We start from the raw sequence: 23,819 nt of genomic DNA, 5'->3' as shown, positions 1-23,819 counted from the left end.
TGGTTTCCCGCAAATGCCTAATGCCGGAGTTGCGCCATGACCGACGATATCGACCAGATCCTCATCAGCGCCCTGATGGAAGACTCGCGCCGCTCGCTCAAGGCACTGGCGCAGATCAGCGGCCTGTCGTCGCCCAGCGTGGCCGAGCGCCTGCGTCGCCTGGAGGAGCGCGGCGTGCTCAAGGGCTATACGGTTGAGATCGACCCGAAATGCTTCGGCTATCAACTGCAGGCCATCGTTCGGGTGCGACCGTTACCGGGGCAATTGCAGGAAGTGGAACGACAGATCCTGTCGATTCCGGAATTCACCGAGTGCGACAAGGTCACCGGGGAAGATTGCTTCATCGCCCGCCTGCACGTGCGCTCGATGGAACAGCTCGACACTCTGCTCGACCGCCTCAACACGCTGGCCGAAACCAACACCGCGATCGTCAAGAAGACACCAGTCAAACGCCGGTTGCCGCCGATGGCGTGAGTGCTTTTTGCGCGTGTTCGGCGTAGATTGGGATTTTTCCGGCGAAGGATTGGCGGTAATGAAATTTCAGGCATTGATGCTGTCGGCAGTATTGCTCACCGGGTGCGGGACGGTGCAAACGGTTGCGTTCAACGACAAGTTTTCCGTGGACCAGCTGAAAACCAAGAAAACCTATTGCGGCGCCGTTCCGCGCATTTACAGCGGTGCAACCTACGACTTTTGCATGCTGCACGCCGAAAAACCGGATGGCGTCGACGCGTTCAATTACAACAATGCTTCTTTTGGTCTGGTGGTAGATGCCGCGGTTTCGGGTGTGCTGGATACATTTCTGCTGCCCTACACCATTTACAAGCAACAGGCTGATGGCAGCATCGTGATCAATTGATCCGCGTTTCGCAGACAACAAAAAACCCGCCGAAGCGGGTTTTTTGTTAATTCAGGCCAGCGATCAGTCGTCGCGGCTCATGATGCCGAAGATCTGCAACAAGCTGATGAACAGGTTGTAGATCGATACATACAGGCTGATGGTCGCCATGATGTAGTTGCGCTCGCCACCGTGGATGATCGCGCTGGTCTGGAACAGAATGCAGACCGACGAGAACAGCACGAAACCGGCGCTGATCGCCAGTTGCAGGCCGCTGATCTGGAAGAACATGCTTGCCAGCGTCGCTCCCAGCAGAACGAAGAAACCGGCGGTGATGAAACCACCGAGGAAGCTCATGTCCTTGCGGGTGATCAGCACATAGGCCGACAGACCACCGAACACCAGTGCGGTCATCGCGAATGCCGAACTGACCACTTCAGCGCCGCCCTGCATGCCCAGGTAACGGTTGAGGATCGGGCCGAGCAGGAAACCCATGAAACCGGTCAGCGCAAAGGCGGACACCAGGCCCCATGCCGAATCACGGAGTTTGTTGGTGAGGAAGAACAGCCCGTAGAAGCCGATCAGCACCACGAAAATGTTCGGGTAGCCAACACGCATCTGCTGCGCCACGAAAGCCATCACACCGCTGAATGCGAGGGTGAGCGCCAGCAAGCCGTATGTGTTGCGCAGGACGCGGCTAACCTCTAGCTGCTCAGCCTGCACGCTGTTGTGAACTGCGTAATCCTGTTCGCGCATGGCGACACTCCTGTTGGTTTGAAACGTTCAGTGGCAAAGATCATAACAGACGCTCTGTAACAAGCCATGCACAGAGTTTGACAGTGTGTTTCATTCAGGTATTATGGCGCCCGCAACGCAAACGGAGGTGTGGCCGAGTGGTTTAAGGCAACGGTCTTGAAAACCGTCGACTGTAACAGGTCCATGAGTTCGAATCCCATCGCCTCCGCCATCTTATGTACGACAAAGCCCTGATTATTCAGGGCTTTGTCGTTTCTGGCGTTTACGAAAATTTCTGCCTTTCGATATGTGTTCCATAACTTTTGTGGATGCGTTCCATAACTCCGACCGATTTCTCCCCTCTCCGGCGTCCTGCCAATCGTTAAAACACTCTTCATGTAACACGGTGCTACGCTGATTCCTTGGCCGCCAAGCAAACCAAAATGCCCAACTCCGACCTGCTCCCTTCCCTGCTCTTCAAGATCAACGAAAACTCGCCCGGGAGTGGTTGGACCCGGCCACGCGGAAAGAACGCGCCGAACAGATGGCGCTGCACCAAGGTGAACCGACAGAGGCGTTCGAGTGGTTCAAGGTTGACCGGGCCGTGGGGAACGTCCGGAATCAAGGCCCCGACCTGATTAAGCCTATCGGATGATTCAGGTCTGAGTGAGCGTCTTCAGGCGTTCAACTACGGCGGCTTCGAAAATGATGTACAGCCTTTCAGCATCGCCGGCGCGCAAAGCCCCGCCGGTTTCCAGCCCAAGCACGAAGCCATCCGCCCGTGCTCCCGCCTTTACAGCGATGATCATCGAATCAGCCCGGACAATCTGTGCCAGCAGCCGATCCGCCTCTCGTTTCTGCTTTTCACTCAGCACCACGCCTTCCACGTCAGTCACCTATTACCTTCACTACGACATCCATTAAATGGTAGGAAGAACGACTGAAACCCAGATAATCGTCATAACAATTGAGTAGCCGGCCGACTGTTTGTCCATTGCTGAACTTGTTAGCGTCGGTTATTTGTCGAGCTGGACCCGACAATTCACATATGCATCGCTACCTGGCGAGACCCCATACGAACGACACTTCGCGTCGTCATTAGCATTTTTGGCGGCGCGAAGCGCCTCAATGTTATCCACTCGTCTTTGGTGCTCAGCATAGCCATTGGTTCCCGGTAAGCAGTCAGCCCGCGGCGTGCCCAGAGCACAGTCCAAGGGATGGTTAGAACAGCCGGTGACCAACAACGCCAGAACGCATGCCCACAGGATTTTCATGGTAGCCCCTATAAAAAATAGGAGTGTGCCGCCGCGAATGCAAAAATGAGCAGCGTTACTGAGAAATTTCATGCACATAGGCTAGCTCGGAAGAATGGGTGTGGGGAGCCGGAAACGAAAAAGCCCCGGCAAATGCCGAGGCTCGTTGACTTCCTTAACACGAAAAACTCGTCTTCGCGACACTCTTTGCACGAAAAAATCGAAAATCAACTGAAATTTATAGCAGTCTTTGGCCTGCCTTCACTCGGACGACTTAACTTATGACCAATCTGCAGAGCACGTGTAATATTACGTCGCCATCAGCCCACTGCTGATCGAGCGCTTTGGAAAGCGCCGGAAACAACCAATGCTTTCAAGAATGGAGTTATAAATGCGCAAGCTCTTCGCCTTTGCACTTGCATCTGCCCTGTCTTTTACCGCCCAAGCAAACGAGTGGCGGCAGTTCACCTCAACGATGTACGTTCTCGACCCGGCCGGAGAGCAACCGTTGCTTGCGATGGCAAGCTTGTTTGAAGGCGAACACGTGGTCATGAATTTGGTGGACTTGTCGGGGGCATTTTGTGAAAAAGGGGAAAACTCTAATCCTAGACCCGCAGGCCCTTTTCAAATAAACGGAACCAATGTGAAGTTCGTTCAAGCCTGCCTCGGTGGGAAAAGAGTTCTGTCTCCGGAGACTGAAAAAGGAAAAGCCTTCTTGGCTAATGCAATCCTCGGCGGCCCAGCAACCGTAGTGATTGAGGGCGGCGACGTCGTCAAGTTCTCTTCAGAAAACTTCGAGGCTGCGAAAAAGGCAATGCTCGATACCAATTCGGCACTCTGATCCAAAAAAATGATCTAGGAGGCGCCGAGCAGGATTCATGCTCAGCGTCTCCAGCTTTAAATCTCGCCCCACCCCGAAAGCAAGTTTGAGGTCAGGGTACGCGGGCTGCCGGTGTTGATTCCGTACGTCGCACTATCCGGCTATCGATGTCCAGCCATTCCCGAGTGCTGCCCTGGCTACAGGTGAATTCGAGGCATAAAAAAACCCGCAGTGGGCGGGTTTTCTGTTACCTGACACTACTTATTTTCCTGGCGGCTACTCGCGAAACCTTGAGTACTACCAGCGCTATTAGCGCACCGACAACCCCGCCAAATAGTCCCATCTGAAATGCTGCTGATGGCTCCATCCAACAAGGGCTCAATGGCTTAAAAGGATAGTAGAGGCATGGCTCAGGAAAGAGTGCCCGCCATACTGGTAACGCACCGCCGATCATCAGCAACCCTATCGTAAAAAGCGCAAAAGCTTTCCATTGCGGTATGACGAGAAACTGCCTCCGAAGCACTGCTAAGGCGATGACTAATACAAACGAAAAGAAACCGGGAAGGTAAAGTGTCACGAAGTAGATTTGGTCGAGCTCGTGGCCGGCAGTATCCATATCACCTCAGCAAAAAAACCGGCGATTGGCCGGGCTTGAATGTCTATGTGCGTTTCGCGTTACTTTTGCACCATGGGAAAACTACCTTACAAATCCCAACATAGAAATACCTTTATGCCGCATCTTCAGAATTTTCATCAAAGATGACCTGCCACACAGGCTTTAACGCCTGAACATCCACTTCTGAAATAGCTTCACGCAGGAAATTCCACACCTCCTTCCAGTCGCGATCCCAAACTTTCGGCTCGCCATGTATGCCTATGAGTCCCTACACAGAAAGCTCACCCAGGCGCGCAAGGAGTACTGCTCGGCAGTCAGGTCTGGAGTTCGTCGCAGTGACCAAGCGCTGCGCCAAGAACAGCCGACGCAGGTGGCGGCGTGAAGCGCTTCATCCGCCGCAAGGTTGAGGCCTGGTTGATATTGGTGGCCGCGAAGATCCTCGAAGGCCGGAACGTCCACCGCTCGCCCGTCGTCTTCCGACATCACTTGTTCGACCTTGAAATGATGGGAGATGTGGCTGTCTTCGACAGGCAACTTTCGGCTGTGGATTCAACTGGTCGGTGAGGCACTGCGCGAGTCCAATCCGCTGCAACTGCCGCGTCTGATCGACGGCCAATAAGGGGTCTCACAGATGGCGGCGTCCTGATTTGACGCCGCCTCAGGTCATTACACGACTACGTTCAACAGCAACACCACAATCAAACCGACCACGGCGACGATCGATTGCACCACCGAAATAGTCTTGGTGGCTTCGCCCATCGTCATGCCGAAGGATTCCTTCACCATCCAGAAACCTGCATGGTTGGCGTAGTTGAAGAACAACGAGCCGCAGCCAATGGACAAGGCCAGCAGCGGCAGGTTGAGGCTGGGATCAGCACCGGCAAGCGGTGCCAGCAAGCCGGCAGCCCCCACGATACCTACCGTGGCAGAACCGGTCGATACCGAAAGCAACATGGCGATCAACCAACCGAGGATCAGCGGAGGGAACGCCGACTGCTGAGTCAGGTGCACAATCGCATCGCCCACCTTGGCGCTGGTCAGCAGTTCCTGAAAGGCACCGCCGCCGGCGATGATCATGATGATCGAGGCGATTGGCTTGAGGCTCTTGCCCAGCGACTCACGCAATTGCTCCGCATCGCCGCCGCGCGCGAGTACCAGACTGGCCCCGGCGAACAGCACGCCCAGCAACATCGCTATCAGCGGATTGCCGAGGAAACCGGCCATTTTCAGCAGCGCATTGTCCTTGGCCAATACCATCTCGGCGACGGCATGGATCAGCATCAGGATCGCCGGCAGCAAGGCTGCCAGCACGCCAAGGTATACGCTGGGGCTTGGTTTATCGTCGGCTTTTTCAGCCAGGGTGAACTGATCCAGCAACACCTGATCGGGCCGAGTGCTCATGCGCGGGGAAATGAATGCGCCATACAATGGGCCGCCTAAAATCATGGCCGGAATAGCCGCCAGGAAACCATAGAGCATGGTCGGACCGACCGAGGTTTTCAGCGCGGCAATGGCCGTCAACGGGCCAGGGTGCGGCGGAACCATGCCGTGCATGGCGGCCAGTGCGGCAATCACCGGAACGCCCACATAGACATACGCTGACCCCTTGAAGCGCGCCTGACTTTCCAGCTTGCGCGCCACGCTGAAAATCAGCGGCAGCATGATCACCAGGCCGACCTCGAAAAACATCGGAATGCCAATTACAAACGCGACCATCATCATCGCCCACGGAATCATCCGATCCGTTGTGCGCTTGAGGATGACCGCAGCAATCTGCTCGGTGACGCCGGCGTCAGCAAGAATTTTGCCGAGCATCGCCCCCAGCGCGATGACCACCCCCACTGCCCCCAATGTTTTGCCGGCGCCGGTGACCAAGTGGGAGACGATGCCATCTGGCTCCATACCGGTTGCAAAGCCTACGCCGACGGAAACTACCAGCAAAGCCAGCAGCGGGTGCATTTTGAGGCGCGAGACGATCAGCGCTACCAGCACCAGGACGCTGATCAATGCGGTCAGTAACAGATCTATATCTAAGGGAGTCATGAAAGGTTCTCGGTTGGGCTGGTGCCCAAATTCTTGTAAGTGGGTGAGATGAATGGCATCTGCAACGGCTGAGTTTCAGCGTTCGACTTTCTAAAAACCGAATAACCTTCGAGGCGCTTGCACCAGCAGCGAGTCGCTGGCTTGCGCCGAAAGTTCCAAGGCTTGCAACTGGTCGACGACGGTGGCGAAACCGATGCTTTGCTCATGCTGCGTATGCGGCCAGTCACTGCCCCATACCAACTGATGCAGGCCGAAGCTTTGTTCCAGCAACGGTAATGCCCTTCGAGCGAAATCAATGTTCTGTTGTGGCGTACCTCCCAAACGATAGATTCCCGATACCTTGATCCAGATCGGACTTTTAGATCCGGCCTCAAGCAACTCGCCAAACCCGGGCTGATCGAGACCCGCATTCGCGTCCGGCCGCCCAAAGTGATCGATCACCAACTTCACGCCGAACGGCGTCAATTGCTGGATCAGACCCGGCAGATCCCTGACTTCCCGGTGCAACTCGACATGCCAGTCGAGATCAGCGATATCGCTGAAAAACCCTTGCCAGGCACTGTCACGAAAATCAGGTAACGCCTTGCCGATCAGGTTCAGGCGCACGCCGACCACGCCCAGTCGAGCCATGTCATTCAAAGTAGAACGACTGACGCTTGGCTCCAGCACCACCACACCGCGCAACTGCCGCGGTGCTTGCTTCAACGCCGCCAACAGGTAGCTATTGTCGGTGCCAAGGAAACTGGGTTGCACCAATACACCGTGACTCAGACCATGCGTTTGCAAATGCTCAAGGTACTGGCCAAGCGTAGCGTCGTACTCAGGGGTGTAGCGCCGTGCACCGATCAGATGCAGATCACGGTCGAACACATGGGCATGGGAGTCGATGCCGGTGATCGACTTGGAGCGGGTATCTGACATGGGTTTTATCTACTGAAGGTTAGGATCATCACGCCCGAGCGCGTTGATTGCCGTTGATACCGGCCGAAACGGAGGTGGCATTGGCTTCAAGGTTCCTGCCCCGGGTTTCAGGCAGGCAAAGTGCGGCAAGCACCGCCACGCCGTAGGCGATCCCGGCATCGATACCAATCGCCGAACCCAGCGACATGGAGTCACTCATGTGCCCGACCAGGAATGGAAATACAGCGGACAGCACCCGGCCAAAGTTGTAGCAAAAGCCAACGCCGGCGCCACGTACATCGGCAGGGTAAAGTTCGTTGAAGAGCGCTCCCAGACTGGCCGGAATACCGGCGGCGAAGAACCCCAACGGGAACCCCAGGAACAGCATCTGCGTATTGGTCAGCGGCAAAAATACGTAGCACTGCACCGTGACCACGCAGCACAAGGCAAACAGCAGAATGTTTTTACGACGGCCAATGCGATCGATCAAATAGCCGCTGGTCACACAACCACACCAGAAGGCGAAGATGATCACCGCCAGATACGCGCCCGAGTTCAGCACAGAGAGATTGCGCTCGGTCTTGAGGAAGGTCGGCAACCAGGTCATTACCGCGTGATAGCCACCGTGCGCGCCCAGTCCCAGCAGCCCGCCAAACAGGGTCACGCGAATCAGTTCCGGGCGAAAAATGCCGGCGAGCGACTTGAAGAAACTCTGTGGGATGGCGTTGTCTTTTTGCAGACGCTGGAAGCTGTCCGGCTCCTCAACGTTACGACGTACCCAGATGATCAGGAACGACGGCAGCAACCCGACAAGGAACATCACACGCCAGGCCATGTCCTGTGGCACCCAGGTATAGATCAGCGTGAACACCCCGACCGCCAGGCCCCAACCCACCGCCCAGGCACTTTGCACAGTACCCATGACCTTGCCGCGATAGTGCGGATTGATCGTCTCGGCCATCAGCACCGCACCGGCCGCCCACTCCCCGCCAATCCCGAAACCCTGCAGCGCCTTGACCACCAACAGCTGATTGAAGCCCGTGACGAAGGCCGAGAGAAAGGTGAAGAACGAGAACCACACAATCATCAACTGCAACGTGCGCACACGACCATAGCGGTCAGACAACGTCCCACCCACCCAGCCACCGAGTGCCGAGGTGACGAGGGTAACGCCGCTGATCAATCCGGCATCGCCCTTTGTCAGTGCGAAAGCGGCGATCAGCACCGGAATCGCCAGACCGAACATTTGAACTTCCAACGCGTCGAGCGACCATCCGCCGAAGCAGGCCCAAAACGTTTTGCGCTCCCGAGGAGTGACTTGGCGATACCAGCTGAACATGATTCTTATCCTTATAGGTGTTACGCAAGGCAGCCGACAGCCAACCGCACCGCGACAGGGTCAGCTTTGGCAAACAAACAGAAATCGGGCGGCGATCTAGCCGCCGCAGAACGCTCCGCTACGCAGGCAAGCGTCAGCGAATATCCACGCTGTAGCGAAAGTGCTCCGCGTGACCGCGCGAGCGACGCCATTCCAGCGGGCTCCCCGCGTAATCGCGGGCCAGACGCTCGATCACGATCACCGGACTGTTGACCGCTACCTGGAGCAATCGGGCATGCACGTCATTCACCGATTCAGCGGTCAGCGTTTCTTCGGCCGATGCAACAACCTGTCCGCACACTTCTTCGTAGATCGGATACAGCAGCGGCCCTTCGCGACCGAGGTCGATCTCCAGCAGCGCCTGAAACCGCTGGCGGGGCAACCAGATTTCTTCGGCGAGCACCGGCTTAACATCGAGCAGACGCACACGGACAATACGAATGACCGGCGCATCGGCGGGCAACCCCAGTGCTTGCGCTACGGCCGACGGTGCGGCAACGGGCTCGATCGAGAGGATGCGACTCTCCGGGACCTGGCGCTCACCGGAAATAGTCTGGAATCGGAAGAAACGAAACAATGAGGATTGAAACTGCGCCCGGCGAATGAACGTCCCTCGCCCTTGCTGACGCTCCAGAATGCCCTCACTGACCAACGCATCAATCGCCTTGCGCACCGTGCCGGTGGACAGTTGGTATTCCGCAGACAGCGCCGCTTCAGTAGGGATCGCCTCCCCCGGACGCCAGCGATTATTGGCGATCTGCTCAGCCAATTGGTCACGCAGGCGTTGATACAGCGGGAGTCGGGCATCACTGGATAAAGAATTCATCGACTTTATTCACCTTGTTATCTAGTCATCTATATGAATCGTGCGGCGAGTATTTGCCCAGATAACTTGCCTGTCAAGGAGGGGCTTTTCGTCCTGCTGACGAATGGCTGCCCCACTGCCCTTTTCATAGACATGTGGGTTCTCGCCGGCAATGTCAGATTCTGGCCGCATGTGGACGGTCAGGAGTGACAGCTATCGACCGTTTACCGACTGTCACGACTAACTAGGTTGGCTGCAAAAATCCCACTTCAGATGAAAGTCGCTTTCCATTAAGCGCAGTCTCTCTGCAGCTATGGCCCGGCAGCGCAACAGCACCGGGCGAGGAACAGTATCCGAGGGCAATAGCCATCCAGCAGAGAGAAAATGCGAGAAATCAGCAGCAAAAGGCGCTGTATCGGGAGTCGAGAAGTTTGCGGTTGAGATGGCCAGAGTGTTTAAGCCCTCAAACAAGTCATGAAGGCCCACGAACAAGCAAGAGGTGTAGCAGAAGATCCTGAGAAATCGGATCGTCTCCGACTTCGAAACGCAAGCCTGGATGCTGTGCGGTGCCAAGACACCTTACAAGCCATGCGAAAAGGTGTTGCGACGGTTGAGCGCTACCGGGTTGCAGCACTTGGCGAAGCACCCCGGTGAACCAGAAGACGAAATCTTCGAGCCAATCCGAAACCCGATCAGGCTTCTTTAGAAATCGTTCGTCTGCCCAGCAAAACTGCGCGATAAGCATTCTGCAACTCAATGCTCGCTCGTGTAGGCACCGCTCCGACACCTGACGAATCGTGCGGATAGTCCGCCGTCATGGACAGGGCGCGCGTGATCAACTGTTCAAGATTGACTCCCTGATTTTCCGACGCAATCAGCACGGAAATTAATGCGTCTTGCAGTGCATCTTCGCGAATAACGGCCATTTCGTTCTCCATTCGGCGTCTTGCCGAACGGAAACATAACCGAATTGACACGATAGTGCCATCAAAGTGTGCCACCATTGGTCACGAAGGTGCGGTGTTCGCAGCAGCTTGACTTGAAGAGATCGCCGCGACTGGGTTCAGACCCGATCCCACTTATCGACCTCTCGCCGCGCAATCGTTATCCCGTCTTGGTAAGGGTCGACATTCCCGTGCATCTCCAATGACACTTGTAAAAAAATTGAATTAGCCAATTGCCCTCTCGGTCAAGAATTATGAACGCAGTAAATCTGACGAGGTGACAGCAATGACTATCCAAGCAGAGACACTCGTACAACTGGCCCAAGCGCTCCAGGGGCGAGGCATGAATCTGGTTTCAGATGTTCACTTCACTCGCGCGCCATACCGGCAGCACCAGCGCTGGATCTGCATCGTAGAATGACTATGCTCATTGCCAGCGGCTCGGGCCAAGACTCTATCACCCGCCCACTTTTTTCGCGCTGCGCCTTCCCCCGACTGACCCGAGTGCAATTTCTTCAACGCGTAAAGGCAGTCAGCGCAGCGGATCGATGCCGTCGAAATTTTTGGGTCATCAATGATGAAACCTCTCCAACTTGAGATGGTGCGATCGGCATGTTCAAATGAGTAATGGCCTTTTGCTACGGTACTCTCAATTGAAACAGAATCGCGGAATCATCCTATTTTTTTCGGCTATGACTTTGCTCTTTATCCTGGTACAGGTATGGCACGCAAAATCTGGCCAGGAAGAGAAAAAGCAGGAGCGGGAGCGCCAACTCAAAGGGCTCACGCTCATCATGAGTGCGCTGTCCGGAAAAGTATCTGATGACTCAACTCGCGTCGATTCTGTGACCTACAGCGATGAGGTCATGCGTATCTCTTACACACTCACAAAAGTTACCAAAGACGAAATCGATTCTGATGAATTCACCAAGGATGCAAGAGCGATTGCAGCTTCTGCATTCTGTAATGAAAAAGGTTTGGGACAGTTCGTGAAATCGGGTCTTTCCATTGACCTCCTCTACAAAGATTCAACCAGTTCACCGATCGTCAATTTTCAGATAGGCAAGTCCGACTGCCTCTGAAGCCCCCCTTGAAGCCCGCCTCTCTCGCGGGCTTTTTTCGCCGTGTCGTACCACAGTGAGTCCACGCAGCAGACACAACTTCCGGTGGCTGCATCAATCATTTCTGATCGGAAGATCTGTCAATCCCCTCACGCGCAGGCGTTGTCCAGTCAGTGGCACGCCTTTCATCAATTGAGTCGTGCTTGTGTTTTCCATAAGCAGGCATGCGGAGTTACTGCACGCCGTGCTCAGGTAACGCAAAGGCCATCACATAGTCCCCCTTTTGCGTCGTCGCCGAGTTACCGCCGGCACTGATGACCAAAAATTGTCTGCCGGTGTATGGGGAAACATAAGTCATTGGAGTCGCTTCGGCTCCGACAGGCAGACGGCCCTTCCACAGCTCTTTGCCGGTGCGAACATCAAGGGCACGGAGGTAAAAGTCCTGAGTGCCGGCCATGAACACGAGGCCGCTTGATGTAGTCACCGGACCGCCCCGAGTGGGCATGCCAATCGGCATCGGCAAGTGCGTGGCAATGCCCAGCGGACCCGTTTGCTCGGTGGTCCCCAGGGGCATCGACCAAGCCACCTTTCGAGTCGCCAGGTCGATTGCACTGATGGTGCCGAAAGGCGGCTCCTGGCACGGAATACCCAACGGCGACAGGAAGCGGCCTTGCTCGATACCCCACGGTGTCCCCGCCTGCGGAGCGTTCCCTTCATGGCCGCCGCCACTAAGGGTTTTCGCGTCATAAGCGGCACGGGGGATCATTCGGTTCCAGATGGCTACCCGGGTGTCATTGACGATCATGTAGCCGAGGTTTTCCGCAATGGACACCGATCCCCAGTTCATGCCGCCCAACCAGCTTGGGTACTGGAGCGTCAGGTGCTCGCTCGGCGGCGTGAACTCACCTTCATATCTAGCCTTGCGAAAGTCGATCCGGCATATCAATTGGTCCAGCGGCGTAAGCCCCCACATGCGCTTTTCGCTGAGCGGCTCAGTGCCGATGGCGGGCATTCCGGTCGAATAGGGTTGAGTCGCAGAAATTCGCTCATCCGCCACACCACCTTGAGGAACAGGGTGTTCTTCGACTGTCGCAATTGGATTTCCGTTACGCCGGTCAAGCATGAAGATCTGGCCACGCTTGGTGGTCTGAATCAGTGCCGGGAGCGTTCCTCCATGGCCATCAGGAACATCGTAAAGCGCTGGTTGCGAAGGTACATCGTAATCCCAGAGATCGTGGTGAACCGTCTGGAAGCGCCAGCGCTCGAGGCCAGTCGCGATGTCGAGTGCGACGACGGAAGACGAGTAGCGATCATCGGCCTCGGAGCGATGACCGCCCCAAAAATCCGGAGTGGCATTGCCGGTGGGCAAGTAGATGAGTCCAAGCGCATCGTCAAAGGCCGGTGTCGACCAGACATTCGGCGTACCTGCGGTGTAAGTCTGCCCCTCGGGAGGCTCGCGGGTAATCGCCGGATTGCCCAGATCCCAGGCCCACACCAATGCCCCCGAGCGCACATTGAAGGCGCGGACCACGCCAGACGGTTCACCTGTTTTCTGGTTGTCCCACACCAGCCCACCGACCACTACCAGATCACGCACAACCGTCGGTGCGGCCGTCGGAAAGTACAAATCCTGATCTGTATCGCCCACGCCGATACGCAGGCTTACGCTGCCATGCTGACCAAAATCGCTGCACGCCTGGCCAGTCTGCGCGTCTACTGCAATCAACCGTGCGTCAACCGTGGTCGCGATGATTCGCCGCAAACAGGGCTGCGCTGCAACAGCGTTGTTTGAGGCGGCCAGCTCGTGGGCTTCTTCGTAATAGCCCACGCCTCGGCAACGCGGGTAAACATTGTTTGCCTGGGTTTTGGGGTCGTGATGCCAAATCTCTTTGCCGGTATCCGCGTCCAGGGCGAACAACTGGCTCGACTGCGTACAACCGTAGAGCACGCCATTGACGTGAAGGGGGGTCACCACATGCCCTTGCGCACCTTTGGGTATTTCACCTGTGCGATATGTCCAGGCAAGCGTCAGATTCGACACGTTCTGCGGCGTTATCTGATCGCTCACGGCATGTCGTGTTCCTGAAGGTGTATGACCGAAATAACGCCAGTCGGTCGTGGGTTCGACTGTGCCGACCGCTTTCCCCGGTACAGGCGCCGGCATCCTCTCGGCGGTCAGAATGGGTTGCGGTTGCAAGGCTGCGTAGAGCGTTGCGCACAGCCCCACGACCATGCCCGCAGCCGCCACGCAAGCCAGCCGCGCCAGTGTGCCACGCTGGCGACTGCGCAAATACGGGATCGCCACCAGCACCGGTACGCTGATGACAGCCAGCGCGAAGAGGCGCGAAAACAGCGGCCAGAACGTCAACCCCACATCCAGAACCGACCAGCAGACAGAGCCGGCGAACACCAGCAGGTACGCCAGTGCTCCGGATCGACGTCGACGCAGCATCAACACACCACTGATGGCCAATCCTGCACCTGCCAGGGCGAAGTACCACGAGCCGCCCAGCGCAACGAGATAAAAACCACCCGCTAGCAGCGAAAGTCCGATGAGCAAGATAAAGGAGCCAAGGACAATCAGCAGCGTGGCGGTTAACCGGGAAGTGTTCGATGGCGGCATGGCTTACTCCTTTAAGTGATTACCGACAGAGCCTGCGGTTGGCCGATCGTCAGGCCGTATGTTTCGACCTACCGATACTTCGGTGGACGCGCCTCAGCGCATGACAAAACCACCATCCACCGAGATGGACTGCCCCGTGACGTAGCTTGAGGTCGAGCTGCTCAGCCAAAGCACAGCGTCAGCGATTTCTTCCGGCTTGCCGTGACGTCCCATGGGGATAGCCTTGGTCATGCCTGCCAGCGCTTCACCCTGCCCCGCTTCGACCATCCGCTCGGCCATCGGCGTCCAGATCAAGCCAGGGCACACCGCATTGACGCGGATGTTGCGTGCGGCATACTCCAGCGCTGCGCTTTTGGTCAGGCCGAGGACACCGTGCTTGGCCGCGTGATAGTTGCCCCGCTCGGCACCTCCGATCAGACCGCCCAAAGACGAGCAGTTGACGATCGTTCCGCCGCCCTGGCGGCGCATATGTTCGAGTTCGAATTTCATACACGCCCAGACGCCGCGCAAATTGACCGACATGACCCGATCGTAATCCTCGACCGTGACGTCGGCTGTCTCAGCTAACAGGTTCTGAATACCGGCGTTGTTGAACGCAGCGTCCAGACGACCGAATGTCGCGACCGTTTCCTTGACCATGGCTTGAACCTGACCGACGTCCGCCACGTCGCAGCGAATGCCGATAGCGCGATGTCCTGCAGCTATCAAGGCCTGCGCCGCTGCCTGTGCAGCGCCGCCATCGATATCCGCCAACGCTACGGCAGCGCCGGCCCGTGCGAACGCCTGCGCGGTGGCCAGACCGATACCGGAAGCCGCGCCGGTCACCAGGGCGACCTTGTTCTCGAACGAAAAACTCATCGAATGTTCCTCACTTTGCAACTGCGCAGAATGTTTATGAGCAATAGCCTCATAACGCACTGAGCAGACATTGTTTGATGCAACCAAGGTAATCGACGCTCGGAGAGCTGAATACCGGCCCTGAGTGGGATGTTCCGATGAGCAATACTCATCAATCGTGAAGAAAGGCGAGATCGCCGTGACAAAACACCGAGTGCGATGAAATAGACGATTAGTGAGCGCTGCTCATCGTTTCATGCAGGTTTTTCCCGGTAGTCGCGCGGAAGTTGGTGCACTAGCGTGGAGGCGCATTTCTTCAATCAACAGGAATCTGCCGATGAAAACACGTGTCGCCTTACCCATGCTGGCAATGACCTTGATGCCTGCGTTCGCAAGCCATGCTGCCGAACTGCCTGCCGACGAGACTATGAGCGTGGTCAGAAATGGCGAACAAGCATCCATCACCGGGGCGCCCGGCAACTTCGTTGGCAACGCGCGCATCGATCCACTGTTTGCAGCGCAGGCACCCTCGACTGTTTCGGCAGGCGCAGTGACGTTTCAGCCCGGCGCACGCTCGGTCTGGCATACCCATCCTCTGGGCCAGACGCTGGTGGTCACCTCAGGCACAGGCTGGATACAACAAGCCAGGGGCGAGAAGATCGTCATCAAACCGGGTGATGTGGTCTGGACACCACCGGGCGTGAAGCACTGGCACGGCGCCACATCCACGAACGGCATGACCCACATTGCCATTCAGGAAGCTCGGGACGGCAAGAACGTCGAGTGGCTGGAACCGGTGACCGACGCGCAGTACCAGGCATTGCTTGGCACACAACACTGAAACGTTGCGCCGAGCTCAGGCGTGGGCGCATCGATGCCCGCCGCGACACCTCGCGGGTATCAGGCCGGAAGCAGGCAACGCGTCACGGGCTTACGCCTGGTAATCGCCGATGGGCTGAAGCTCACGGATCAAGTCAATCAACAGACGCAGCCCTACCGGCAATTGACGGTGACTGGGATAGTACATGTGAAACCCGGAACCTGTGCTGGACCAGTCGTCGAGCACCCTGATCACCTCACCACTTTCGAGCAGCGGCATCATCGCCGGCTCAGGGGCGTACATGAGGCCCGCGCCTTGACGAGCCAGTGAAAGTCCGACGCGAGTTTCATCGATGGTGATGCCCCCCGGGACAGCAATGGAGAGCTGCTGTCCTTCTTTCTCGAACTCCCAATCGTACATGGCGCCATTGCCCAGCCGAATCCGCAGGCAACGGTGGTGCATCAAGTCGTTCGGATGTTGGGGAACGCCGAAGCGTTCAAGATAGTCCGCGCTACCCGCGACCACCCAGCGGATATCCGGTGACAAGCGCTGAGCGATCATGTCTTCCGGTACCGTTCCGCCATAGCGGATCCCGGCATCATGGCCGCCGCCGATCACATCGACGATGAGATTGGTGACCGTCAGATCGACCTGGATTTCCGGATACCGATCATTGAGCACCGGCAATACGGGCCCCAGTAACAAGTCGGCAGCATCGCTTAAGGTATTCAGACGAATACGTCCGATCGGTTCATCGCGAAAGCGATTAAGCGCTTCCGTCGCCAAACCGATTTCATCCATGGGTTTGCTGATGACGCTGTGCAGCTCCTCGCCCGCAGCGGTCAAGGTGACACTGCGCGTCGTTCGGTTCAGCAGACGGACCCCCAACCGCGACTCAAGCCCCTTGATCGCATGGCTCAACGCCGAAGCACTGATACCGACTTCCTTCCCGGCGCGACTGAAACTCTGGTGGCGAGCAATGGCCAGGAAATAAACGAAATCGGCAAGATTGGCACGACTGGCCTGCATTGGATGCCTCAATGGGGTGACGGGAGAGAATCATTCGCGGTGCGGCGGCTTCGTGCTTGATACTAACCAAGACAAACCGCAAACACTAATCAACTGGATTCGACAGACAGCGGTGCTTGGCTCACCGGTCTTGACCTGCCTGCAAAATACAGTTGAAGCCTGACAAGCCGCTCAAGACCGTGAAAGCGTTTTCAGACGCTCCACCAAAGCCGCTTCAAAAATGACGTACAGCTTTTCAGCATCGCCGGCACGCAAAACCTCACTGGTTTCCAGCCCAAGCACGAAGCCATCCGCACGCGCCCCCGCCTTCACCGCAATGATCATCGAATCTGCCCGGACAATCTGCGCCAGCAGCCGATCAGCTTCACGCTGCATCTTTTCGCTCAACACTACGCCTTCCACTTCCTCACCTTGCCTTCAATGCGATATCGAACAAATGTGTGTTCAAGGCTACGCCGCCGAAAACGGCGCCTCAAGCCACACGCAAACGATCCTTCATTATGGTAGCCATCAGAACCCTTCAAGTGAACGAATCCGTTTTGCCGGGAATCCAACGCGAAGTTTCAAACGCGTTTAGCCGTTGCCAGCTCGAACAATCATGACCGGAGCACACTGCATGCCTCTCAGTGACACCATTCACAGAGCGTTGCTAAGCGCAGAGGAACGTTCCTCTATCGCTGAAATTGAAGCCACTACCAATATTCTGCAACTGGTCACACGCATGACCGGGACGCGCTTCGCGGCGATCGCCAAATTCACCGACACGGAATGGATTGTCTGTTCCGCGTACGATCCGATCGAGCTTGGAATCCACACCGGTGACACGCTGGAACTGGAAACCACGCTGTGCAGTGAGTTTCGCAGAGACCCTCAAGTGCTGTTCGTGCCACAAATCAGTCGCGATGGCAGGTTTTCCACGCGTCCCGTGGTGAAGCAATATTTGATTGAAAGCTACGCCGGCGCGCCCATTTTCCTTCCCGATGGACAACTGTGGGGTGCGCTGTGTGCCTTGGACTCCAGGGCGGTCATATTCGACGACCCGGATCTGGCGGACACGTTAGGCCTGTTCGCGAGGCTGATCGGCTGCATCTTTTATTCGAATCTGACGGACATCGGCAGCGGCTACAGCAAGAACGGATGAAGTATTTTCGAATAACTAAAAAACAGCCCTGAATATTCAGGGCTGTTTCATTTCTGGCGTGTGAGATTGGCGCTCCATCCATGGATCACAAGAGCATCGAGATCAAACGGTCGAACGGCAGCCTGATCATCAGGGCGAGTAAGTTTCGCGCTGTCGTACCCCTTGCCGGGAAACCGGCAAGGGTTTTTTACCGCCGCCCTTTGCACAACTACTGCAAACGCTGGCCGGACGGACTCACTATTTGCGGCTGGCCTTTTCCAGCATCCGGCTGGCGCGTTCATTGGCCTCATCGGCCGTACGTTGTGCCTGACTGGCTGCAGTGGCTGCCTGATCCGCCCTGGAGTAAGCCGCGTCGGCACGGGATTGTGCCGCGCTTGCAGTGCTCTGGGCAGCGTCGATTCGCGTGTCCATTTCCTGCGCCTTTTTATTGCTGCACCCGGCGCTCATCGCCAAAAGGACGCTGAGCAGAACCACAGATAAACGCTTGTTCATGATGACTCTCCTTGGGTCATTGCGCCGGGAAAAATCCGGCCACCCCTGAAGTATCTGGCGTGAACACGGCCGGCCTCTGATTTTTGTCAATGAACGGCTAACCGGCAGGCAACTGCCTGTTGGCAGTGTGAATCACCGGTCGACACTGAAATCAGCGCAACAAGTCCATCACGGCATTTGTCGTGGGCAGACGTCGCTGTCAGACCGCCAACAGATTGCACGGCACCTGATAAAGAATATGTTCGGTGGTGCTGCCCAGCAGCTTGTCCAGCCCATGGTATTGCACCCGGCCCATGACGATCACATCCACATGCTGTGCATCGGCGAACTCACTGAGTGCGGCAACCGGGTGGCCGACCACGAAATGCCGGCGCTCGGCGGGTACTCCATAGCGCTTGGCCAGGTCGATATACGCGCTCTCGAACTCTCTGCGCAGTTCCTTGGTCAGCTCTGAAACCGTCAAGCCTTCGCCCAGTTCCTCCAGGTACTCCTGCGAAATGTCGTAGGCGTACAACAGATGCAACTCGGCGTCACACTGGATCGCCATGGCCGTGGCCTGATCGATGATGCGCTTGTTCAATTGGTCGTTGACCGGGTCGCTTGCAGAGGCGTCGACCGCTGCCACGATCTTGCGTGGCAATGCCTGGCCTGCCCCGCCCAGCAGATAGACCGGGACCGGGCAATGACGCAACAGGTGCCAGTCCAGCGGGGTGAACAAGGCGCGTTTGAGCAACGACTCATGCTGCACTTGCTTGATCAGCAGGTCGGGCATCATCTCGGTGACGAGGTCGAGGATCTCTTGCTTCATGTCATCCGACCAGGCGACTTCGACTGTCACGTCAATGCCTCTGTCGCGCAGGTTGCCGGCCTGATATTTGAGCCAGTCGCGGTGATCCTGCAAATAGTTCGCCCGGGCTGTTTCCCGGTCGCCTTCTTCAAGCAACCAGAGAATGTCCAATGACTTGACCAGCGCCACGATATGCAAGGTCGCCCCGCTGGCCTTGGCCAGAGCAGCCGCATGGCTGATCGCCGGAGAGCGGCGCAGAGCCGGATTGATTACCAGCAACAGACTTTGATATTGGCTCATGAATGTTCTCCAGTCGGATGAACCATGCGGGACGGTCAAGATCGTCACCAGCGGATTTGACGCTGTCACTCCTGCCGTTCGGCTGAAGGCGCATCGGCACCCAGTTCGGCGCTGTCCCGGTACTCCGGCACTGACACCGACCAGCCCAGTTCCAGGCTGATACGCCGCCGCAAAACATCCGAGGCGTTGGGTTCGCCATGCACCACGTAGGTGTGTTTCGGTGCACGTTTGAAACCGCGCAGCCACTGGATGATTTCATCGGCATCGGCATGCGCCGACAGGGTCTGCATCGGTACCACTTCGGCGCGGATCGGCACCTCCTGACCGTGGATACGCACTGACGGCGCACCGGCAACGATCTGTGCGCCCCGCGTGCCGCCGGCCTGGAAACCGGGCATCAGCAGCGAGTTGACCGGATTCGGCGCCAATGCCTTGAGGTGGTGCAGCACCCGTCCGCCGGTGGCCATGCCGCTGGCGGCAATGATCACGGCCGGAATGCGCTGATGATCGAGATCGATCGACTCCTGGGTCGAACGTATGAAACGCGTGCCTTGGCACATTCCCTCGCATTCTTGCAGCGACAACCGGTGCTCACTGCTAAAACGCTGATACAGACGCGTGACATCCGTCGCCATCGGGCTGTTGAGGTAGATCGGCAGATCCGGAATCGCGTGTTTCTGCTTCAAGCGATACAAGTGATACATCAGCAGTTGCGCCCGACCGACCGCAAATGACGGTACCAGGGTAATGCCGTGGCGCAACGCCGTGCGGTTGATCACGTCGGTCAGTTGTTGCTCGGGGTCGTCGTCAGGGTGCTGGCGGTCACCATAGGTCGACTCGATCAACAGGTAATCCGTGTGTTCGATGGTTTCGGGGGCAAGCATCAACGGGTCGTTGGGCCGCCCCAGATCGCCGGAACAGACCAGCGTGACACCGTCGGCAACCACCTCGACCGTGGCCGCGCCCAGAATGTGTCCGGCACCGCGCAGCAAGATGCTCAGGCCGGGAACAATCTCGACCCGATGATGCAGCTCCACCGGCTGCAACAGTTTCAATGCCTGCTCGGCGTCCTGCTCGGTGTACAGCGGCAACGCCGGCGCATGCCTGGAAAAACCATGGCGGTTGGCGAACCCGGCCTCTTCTTCCTGCAGGCGCCCACTGTCGAGCAACAGAATTTTCACCAGCTCACAGGTCGCAGCGGTGGCATAGATCGGGCCACGGTAGCCGTTGCGCACCAGCACCGGCAGGTAGCCACTGTGATCCAGATGAGCGTGAGTCAGCACGATCGCGTCGAGATCCCGCACGGGCAGCTGGAAAGGATCCCAGTTGTGCAGGCGCAATTGCTTGTAACCCTGAAACAGCCCGCAGTCGATCAGCACATGCCGGTCGCGGTGATCCAACAGGTATTTGCTGCCGGTGACGGTGCCAGCCGCCCCCAGAAAAGTGATTCGCATGGCCGTCTCCTGAATGTGGATGAGAACGCCGACGCCTTCAGCCATACGCCGATTCATGGCTGCTTCGGGATTGTTGCCAGCTACAACGCACTCAGCACGACAATCGGCAAGCGCTTGTTCATGGTTGTTCCCTCGATTGCTCACGACGGCAAAGGTAATGATTCGAGTATCTGGCGTTATCCGGTCACCACTCTGATCTTTGTCAAACAATCACCGACTTGCAGACGCCATCAGCCAATGCGAGGGCGAGGGCGAGGCCGGCATTGTTGATATACCTCAATGCGCGCGCGTCGCTGCGGTGTAGAAAAACAACAACAGGCACGTTTGACCGATCGACACCTGCCCGGAAGAGGACACCGCCATGAGCGACTTGAACCTGCGCAAAAATATTCTCGAAGAACTCGAGTTTCAGCCTGAAATCGATGCCGAGCGCGCGGCCTGGTCAGTGCCCGACGTCGGCAGGGTCGAAGACCATCTGCTGCTGGCGTGACACGCTCGTCTTCCTGGAGCCAGGCCAATGCTTGCCGTCACGCTGATCAACAGCCTGGTCGTGATCATCGCAGTAGTGATCCACTATGAGTGCCTGCTGCGCCTGAATGACTGGATGCCGCGCCTGAAAATCTGGAGCCGGTTCAGAATCGTTGTCGGTGTGTTGGGCAGTCTGTTGGCCCATGCCATCGAGGTCTGGGCGTTCGCCGTGGTTTATTTCCTGATGTCCCGTGCGGGCGAATGGGGACAGCTGACCGGCAACTTCGACGGTTCTTTGATGGATTGCGTGTACTTCTCCTTCACGACGTACACAACCATCGGTTTCGGCGATATTTCGCCGGTCGGCCACCTCAAGTACCTGACCGGGCTTGAGGCCTTGACCGGCCTTGTCCTCATAACCTGGACGGCGTCGTTTCTGTTTCTTGAAATGCAGAAATACTGGAAGCACAAATAGCCGCTCATGGCGTCTGGCGGGGTGTCCATTGCCAGTTGCGTACTTCGGGAAGGTCTTCGCCGTGCTCAATGAGGTACCGCTTGTGTTGCTCCATGTCTAACGACTCAGTGGTCGCGCGCTCCTCCTTGAAACCTCCGGTCATCGAATGACGCCCAAAGACTTTGCGGGATACGCCCGACGCCACTGATTGACAACGTCCTGTTCGCCCCCGTCACCACTCGGCCGGTACAAACCGGTTACGTCCCGACGTCTTGGCGTTATACAGCGCCTGGTCGGCCACCTCGATCAAACCTGGCAGGTGATCCAGTCGTGCCCCCGACGCCGCCGCAATCCCGATGCTCACGGTCACACGCCCGACCGGGCTGGAGGCGTGCGCAATATGCGCTTGCGCCAGACGATCAAGGATCAGTTGCGCAACGACCGTTGCACCGGCAACGTCGGTGTCCGGCATGATCACCGCCATTTCTTCTCCGCCATAACGCGCCAACAGATCCGACGGACGCCTTACACAACCCTCGAGGATTCTGCCGACCTTCTGCAGGCAAGCATCGCCGGCGACATGCCCGAATGAATCGTTGAACAGCTTGAAGTAATCGATATCGATCATCAGCAACGCCAGCGTCGTGCCGTCACGTTGGCCGCGCCGGGCTTCCATGGCGAGGCTCTCATCGAAGCAGCGCCGGTTGGCCAGACCGGTCAGGGCATCCTTCATCGCCAGCAACTCAAGCTGGCGATTGGAGGAGAGCAACTGTTGCTGCGTGCCGCGCAGTTGCTCTTCAGCCCTGGTACGCCGGCGGATATCCAGCATCAGGCACCAGCCGATCAGCCCGGTAAGCCCCAGCAATCCCGTGACCACCACAGCCGACAACCAGGCTTCCATGCGCCACGCCGCGAGCGCCTCGCGCTTGCCGAGAGCGACGGTGGTAATCAGCGGCAGCCGGTCGCTCTTGCGGAAGGCGTAAAGCCGCTCGACGCCGTCCAGGCTGGAGGTAAACGACGCGGTGCCGACGGATCGATCGACCAGATACTTCGCATAGATCGGCGACTTGGAAAAGTTGCGCCCCATGTCCTGCTCGCGGAAGGGATAGCGCACCAGCAACGTGCCGTCGGTGTAGGACAAGCCGATGGCGCCCTCCTGCCCCACATCGATCTTGCCGAACAGGCGCAGAAAGTTTTCGACCCCCAGCGTCACCGCCACCACCCCGGCAAACTCGCCGTGCGCATCGTTGAAACGGCGGCTGACGGTAATCACCCACTCCTGATTGGAGCGGCTCTGGATCGGCGGACCGATAAAGGTCTCGCGGCTCGGATCGTCGCGATGATGGATGAAGTAGGCGCGATCACGGCTGTTGGCCCCGGCCGGAATCGGTCGGTTGGACGACATCAGCCAGCGGCCCTGATTGTCGTAGATGGTGATGCCACTAAGCTGCGGCATCAGCGGTTCCTGACGGTTGACCAGTGCGCTCAGACGCTGGATCTGTGCGGGGCCACTGCCTTCGGTTTCCAGACGTTCGACGAGTCCGAGCAGCAGCAACGAACTCTGGCGCACGATCCCTTCGGAATACGTCGCCAGCGCCTGGGTCAGGTTCAAGCCATGAACGTTGACTTCCTCCAGCGCACGCTCGCGAGAGGCCAACACTTTCCATACTGTCAGCGACGCGAGGGAACAGCCGATCACCAACAACAACAGCACTACCAGGCGGGTATCACGCTTCACATCACTACCTTTGGGAAAATCCGGTTTCCGTTCCTGCGGCGGGTCGACCGACTCGATGACTACAGCCGCTTGTCCTTGTCGCGGGCAAGGATACAAGTCGCACGGGCTTGCTGCAGCAACAGAATAGGTGGCGCAAAAAAACACGCCGCAGACTTCAGAAAAGCCATCGCGCCTGGGGAAACGATGACAAGCATGCCAGACCAAACCATCGCCAGGCTTTCAGGATTGGACGGGTGAAGCGCGGCAGAAGCCAACTTTCTGACGCCTGTTTCACGACCCTTGC

Annotated in this window: 23 protein-coding genes, 1 tRNA gene and 1 pseudogene; 10 read left to right on the top strand and 15 right to left on the bottom strand. The window is 57.3% G+C overall.

Features of this window, described 5'->3' with window-relative positions; translation table 11 throughout:
* Positions 1-36 precede the first annotated feature (36 nt).
* Positions 37-474: an Lrp/AsnC family transcriptional regulator gene (locus tag OC71_RS19815; protein WP_007915449.1), complete on the top strand. Its 438-nt coding sequence runs from the start codon at positions 37-39 to the stop codon at positions 472-474.
* 58 nt (positions 475-532) lie between these two features.
* Positions 533-859: a YceK/YidQ family lipoprotein gene (locus tag OC71_RS19810; protein ID WP_041072616.1), complete on the top strand. Its 327-nt coding sequence runs from the start codon at positions 533-535 to the stop codon at positions 857-859.
* A gap of 63 nt (positions 860-922) precedes the next feature.
* On the opposite strand, the gene OC71_RS19805 is transcribed toward OC71_RS19810, so the two are convergent.
* Complete coding sequence (locus tag OC71_RS19805) at positions 923-1,594, bottom strand: Bax inhibitor-1/YccA family protein (RefSeq protein WP_027613775.1); 672 nt, start codon at positions 1,592-1,594, stop codon at positions 923-925.
* 123 nt (positions 1,595-1,717) lie between these two features.
* Here OC71_RS19805 and OC71_RS19800 point away from each other — a divergent pair.
* Together OC71_RS19800 and OC71_RS28545 are read left to right on the top strand one after the other, a co-directional pair.
* Positions 1,718-1,805 (top strand) — tRNA-Ser (locus tag OC71_RS19800).
* Positions 1,806-2,063: 258 nt separating this feature from the next.
* Positions 2,064-2,228, top strand: a pseudogene (locus OC71_RS28545) (DUF159 family protein); the annotation flags it as partial.
* 1 nt (position 2,229) lies between these two features.
* On the opposite strand, the gene OC71_RS19795 reads toward OC71_RS28545, so the two are convergent.
* Positions 2,230-2,460, bottom strand: coding sequence for a hypothetical protein (locus OC71_RS19795; RefSeq protein ID WP_041072614.1), 231 nt, complete (start codon positions 2,458-2,460; stop codon positions 2,230-2,232).
* Between the two features lie 757 nt (positions 2,461-3,217).
* On the opposite strand from OC71_RS19795, the gene OC71_RS19790 reads away from it, so the two are divergent.
* The gene (locus OC71_RS19790) at positions 3,218-3,667 is read left to right on the top strand and encodes a hypothetical protein (RefSeq protein ID WP_041072612.1); all 450 of its coding nucleotides are present in this window, start codon (positions 3,218-3,220) and stop codon (positions 3,665-3,667) included.
* Positions 3,668-4,928: 1,261 nt separating this feature from the next.
* On the opposite strand, the gene OC71_RS19780 is transcribed toward OC71_RS19790, so the two are convergent.
* The 5 genes from OC71_RS19780 to OC71_RS19760 form a co-directional block, all read right to left on the bottom strand.
* Entirely contained in the window at positions 4,929-6,305 is a 1,377-nt protein-coding gene (locus tag OC71_RS19780; RefSeq protein WP_041072608.1) for a GntP family permease, read from the bottom strand.
* A gap of 90 nt (positions 6,306-6,395) precedes the next feature.
* Positions 6,396-7,226 carry an amidohydrolase gene (locus OC71_RS19775; protein WP_041072606.1) on the bottom strand — a complete coding sequence of 277 codons (831 nt, stop codon included), beginning with the start codon at positions 7,224-7,226 and terminating at the stop codon, positions 6,396-6,398.
* 28 nt (positions 7,227-7,254) lie between these two features.
* Positions 7,255-8,544 (bottom strand): MFS transporter, encoded by a 1,290-nt coding sequence (locus OC71_RS19770; RefSeq protein ID WP_041072604.1) that lies wholly within the window; start codon positions 8,542-8,544, stop codon positions 7,255-7,257.
* Between the two features lie 133 nt (positions 8,545-8,677).
* Positions 8,678-9,409: a GntR family transcriptional regulator gene (locus OC71_RS19765; protein ID WP_041072602.1), complete on the bottom strand. Its 732-nt coding sequence runs from the start codon at positions 9,407-9,409 to the stop codon at positions 8,678-8,680.
* 671 nt (positions 9,410-10,080) lie between these two features.
* Entirely contained in the window at positions 10,081-10,314 is a 234-nt protein-coding gene (locus OC71_RS19760) for a hypothetical protein (RefSeq protein ID WP_041072600.1), read from the bottom strand.
* Between the two features lie 671 nt (positions 10,315-10,985).
* On the opposite strand from OC71_RS19760, the gene OC71_RS19755 reads away from it, so the two are divergent.
* The gene (locus tag OC71_RS19755) at positions 10,986-11,414 is read left to right on the top strand and encodes a hypothetical protein (RefSeq protein WP_256198930.1); all 429 of its coding nucleotides are present in this window, start codon (positions 10,986-10,988) and stop codon (positions 11,412-11,414) included.
* Between the two features lie 211 nt (positions 11,415-11,625).
* On the opposite strand, the gene OC71_RS19750 is transcribed toward OC71_RS19755, so the two are convergent.
* Both OC71_RS19750 and OC71_RS19745 read right to left on the bottom strand, forming a co-directional pair.
* Entirely contained in the window at positions 11,626-14,016 is a 2,391-nt protein-coding gene (locus OC71_RS19750; protein ID WP_041072598.1) for a membrane-bound PQQ-dependent dehydrogenase, glucose/quinate/shikimate family, read from the bottom strand.
* 93 nt (positions 14,017-14,109) lie between these two features.
* Entirely contained in the window at positions 14,110-14,874 is a 765-nt protein-coding gene (locus OC71_RS19745; RefSeq protein ID WP_041072597.1) for an SDR family NAD(P)-dependent oxidoreductase, read from the bottom strand.
* A 358-nt stretch (positions 14,875-15,232) separates the two neighbouring features.
* On the opposite strand from OC71_RS19745, the gene OC71_RS19740 reads away from it, so the two are divergent.
* Entirely contained in the window at positions 15,233-15,694 is a 462-nt protein-coding gene (locus tag OC71_RS19740) for a cupin domain-containing protein (RefSeq protein ID WP_371260439.1), read from the top strand.
* A 90-nt stretch (positions 15,695-15,784) separates the two neighbouring features.
* Here the strand turns inward: OC71_RS19740 and OC71_RS19735 are convergent, their stop codons facing one another.
* Positions 15,785-16,702, bottom strand: a complete 918-nt coding sequence (locus tag OC71_RS19735) for a LysR family transcriptional regulator (RefSeq protein WP_041072593.1) — start codon at positions 16,700-16,702, stop codon at positions 15,785-15,787.
* 171 nt (positions 16,703-16,873) lie between these two features.
* Positions 16,874-17,104, bottom strand: coding sequence for a hypothetical protein (locus tag OC71_RS19730; RefSeq protein WP_027613841.1), 231 nt, complete (start codon positions 17,102-17,104; stop codon positions 16,874-16,876).
* A 214-nt stretch (positions 17,105-17,318) separates the two neighbouring features.
* On the opposite strand from OC71_RS19730, the gene OC71_RS19725 reads away from it, so the two are divergent.
* On the top strand, positions 17,319-17,843 hold the full coding sequence (locus OC71_RS19725) for a GAF domain-containing protein (protein WP_041072591.1): 525 nt from the start codon (positions 17,319-17,321) through the stop codon (positions 17,841-17,843).
* 237 nt (positions 17,844-18,080) lie between these two features.
* On the opposite strand, the gene OC71_RS19720 is transcribed toward OC71_RS19725, so the two are convergent.
* The 3 genes from OC71_RS19720 to OC71_RS19710 form a co-directional block, all read right to left on the bottom strand.
* Positions 18,081-18,335, bottom strand: coding sequence for an Lpp/OprI family alanine-zipper lipoprotein (locus OC71_RS19720; protein ID WP_041072589.1), 255 nt, complete (start codon positions 18,333-18,335; stop codon positions 18,081-18,083).
* Positions 18,336-18,534: 199 nt separating this feature from the next.
* Positions 18,535-19,422 carry a universal stress protein gene (locus OC71_RS19715; protein ID WP_041072587.1) on the bottom strand — a complete coding sequence of 296 codons (888 nt, stop codon included), beginning with the start codon at positions 19,420-19,422 and terminating at the stop codon, positions 18,535-18,537.
* A 65-nt stretch (positions 19,423-19,487) separates the two neighbouring features.
* The gene (locus OC71_RS19710) at positions 19,488-20,876 is read right to left on the bottom strand and encodes an MBL fold metallo-hydrolase RNA specificity domain-containing protein (RefSeq protein WP_041072665.1); all 1,389 of its coding nucleotides are present in this window, start codon (positions 20,874-20,876) and stop codon (positions 19,488-19,490) included.
* A 361-nt stretch (positions 20,877-21,237) separates the two neighbouring features.
* Here OC71_RS19710 and OC71_RS28540 point away from each other — a divergent pair, with 361 nt between their 5' ends.
* Together OC71_RS28540 and OC71_RS19705 are read left to right on the top strand one after the other, a co-directional pair.
* The gene (locus OC71_RS28540; protein WP_256198929.1) at positions 21,238-21,366 is read left to right on the top strand and encodes a hypothetical protein; all 129 of its coding nucleotides are present in this window, start codon (positions 21,238-21,240) and stop codon (positions 21,364-21,366) included.
* A 27-nt stretch (positions 21,367-21,393) separates the two neighbouring features.
* Positions 21,394-21,819 carry a potassium channel family protein gene (locus OC71_RS19705; RefSeq protein WP_041072585.1) on the top strand — a complete coding sequence of 142 codons (426 nt, stop codon included), beginning with the start codon at positions 21,394-21,396 and terminating at the stop codon, positions 21,817-21,819.
* Positions 21,820-22,030: 211 nt separating this feature from the next.
* Here the strand turns inward: OC71_RS19705 and OC71_RS19700 are convergent, their stop codons facing one another.
* Positions 22,031-23,536: a sensor domain-containing diguanylate cyclase gene (locus tag OC71_RS19700; RefSeq protein ID WP_041072583.1), complete on the bottom strand. Its 1,506-nt coding sequence runs from the start codon at positions 23,534-23,536 to the stop codon at positions 22,031-22,033.
* Positions 23,537-23,819 lie beyond the last annotated feature (283 nt).

This window comes from Pseudomonas sp. W15Feb9B (assembly GCF_000828175.1).
GTDB lineage: Bacteria > Pseudomonadota > Gammaproteobacteria > Pseudomonadales > Pseudomonadaceae > Aquipseudomonas > Aquipseudomonas parakoreensis.
Note: the sequence above shows the minus strand (reverse complement) of the source record. Positions and strands in the feature narration are given on the sequence as shown.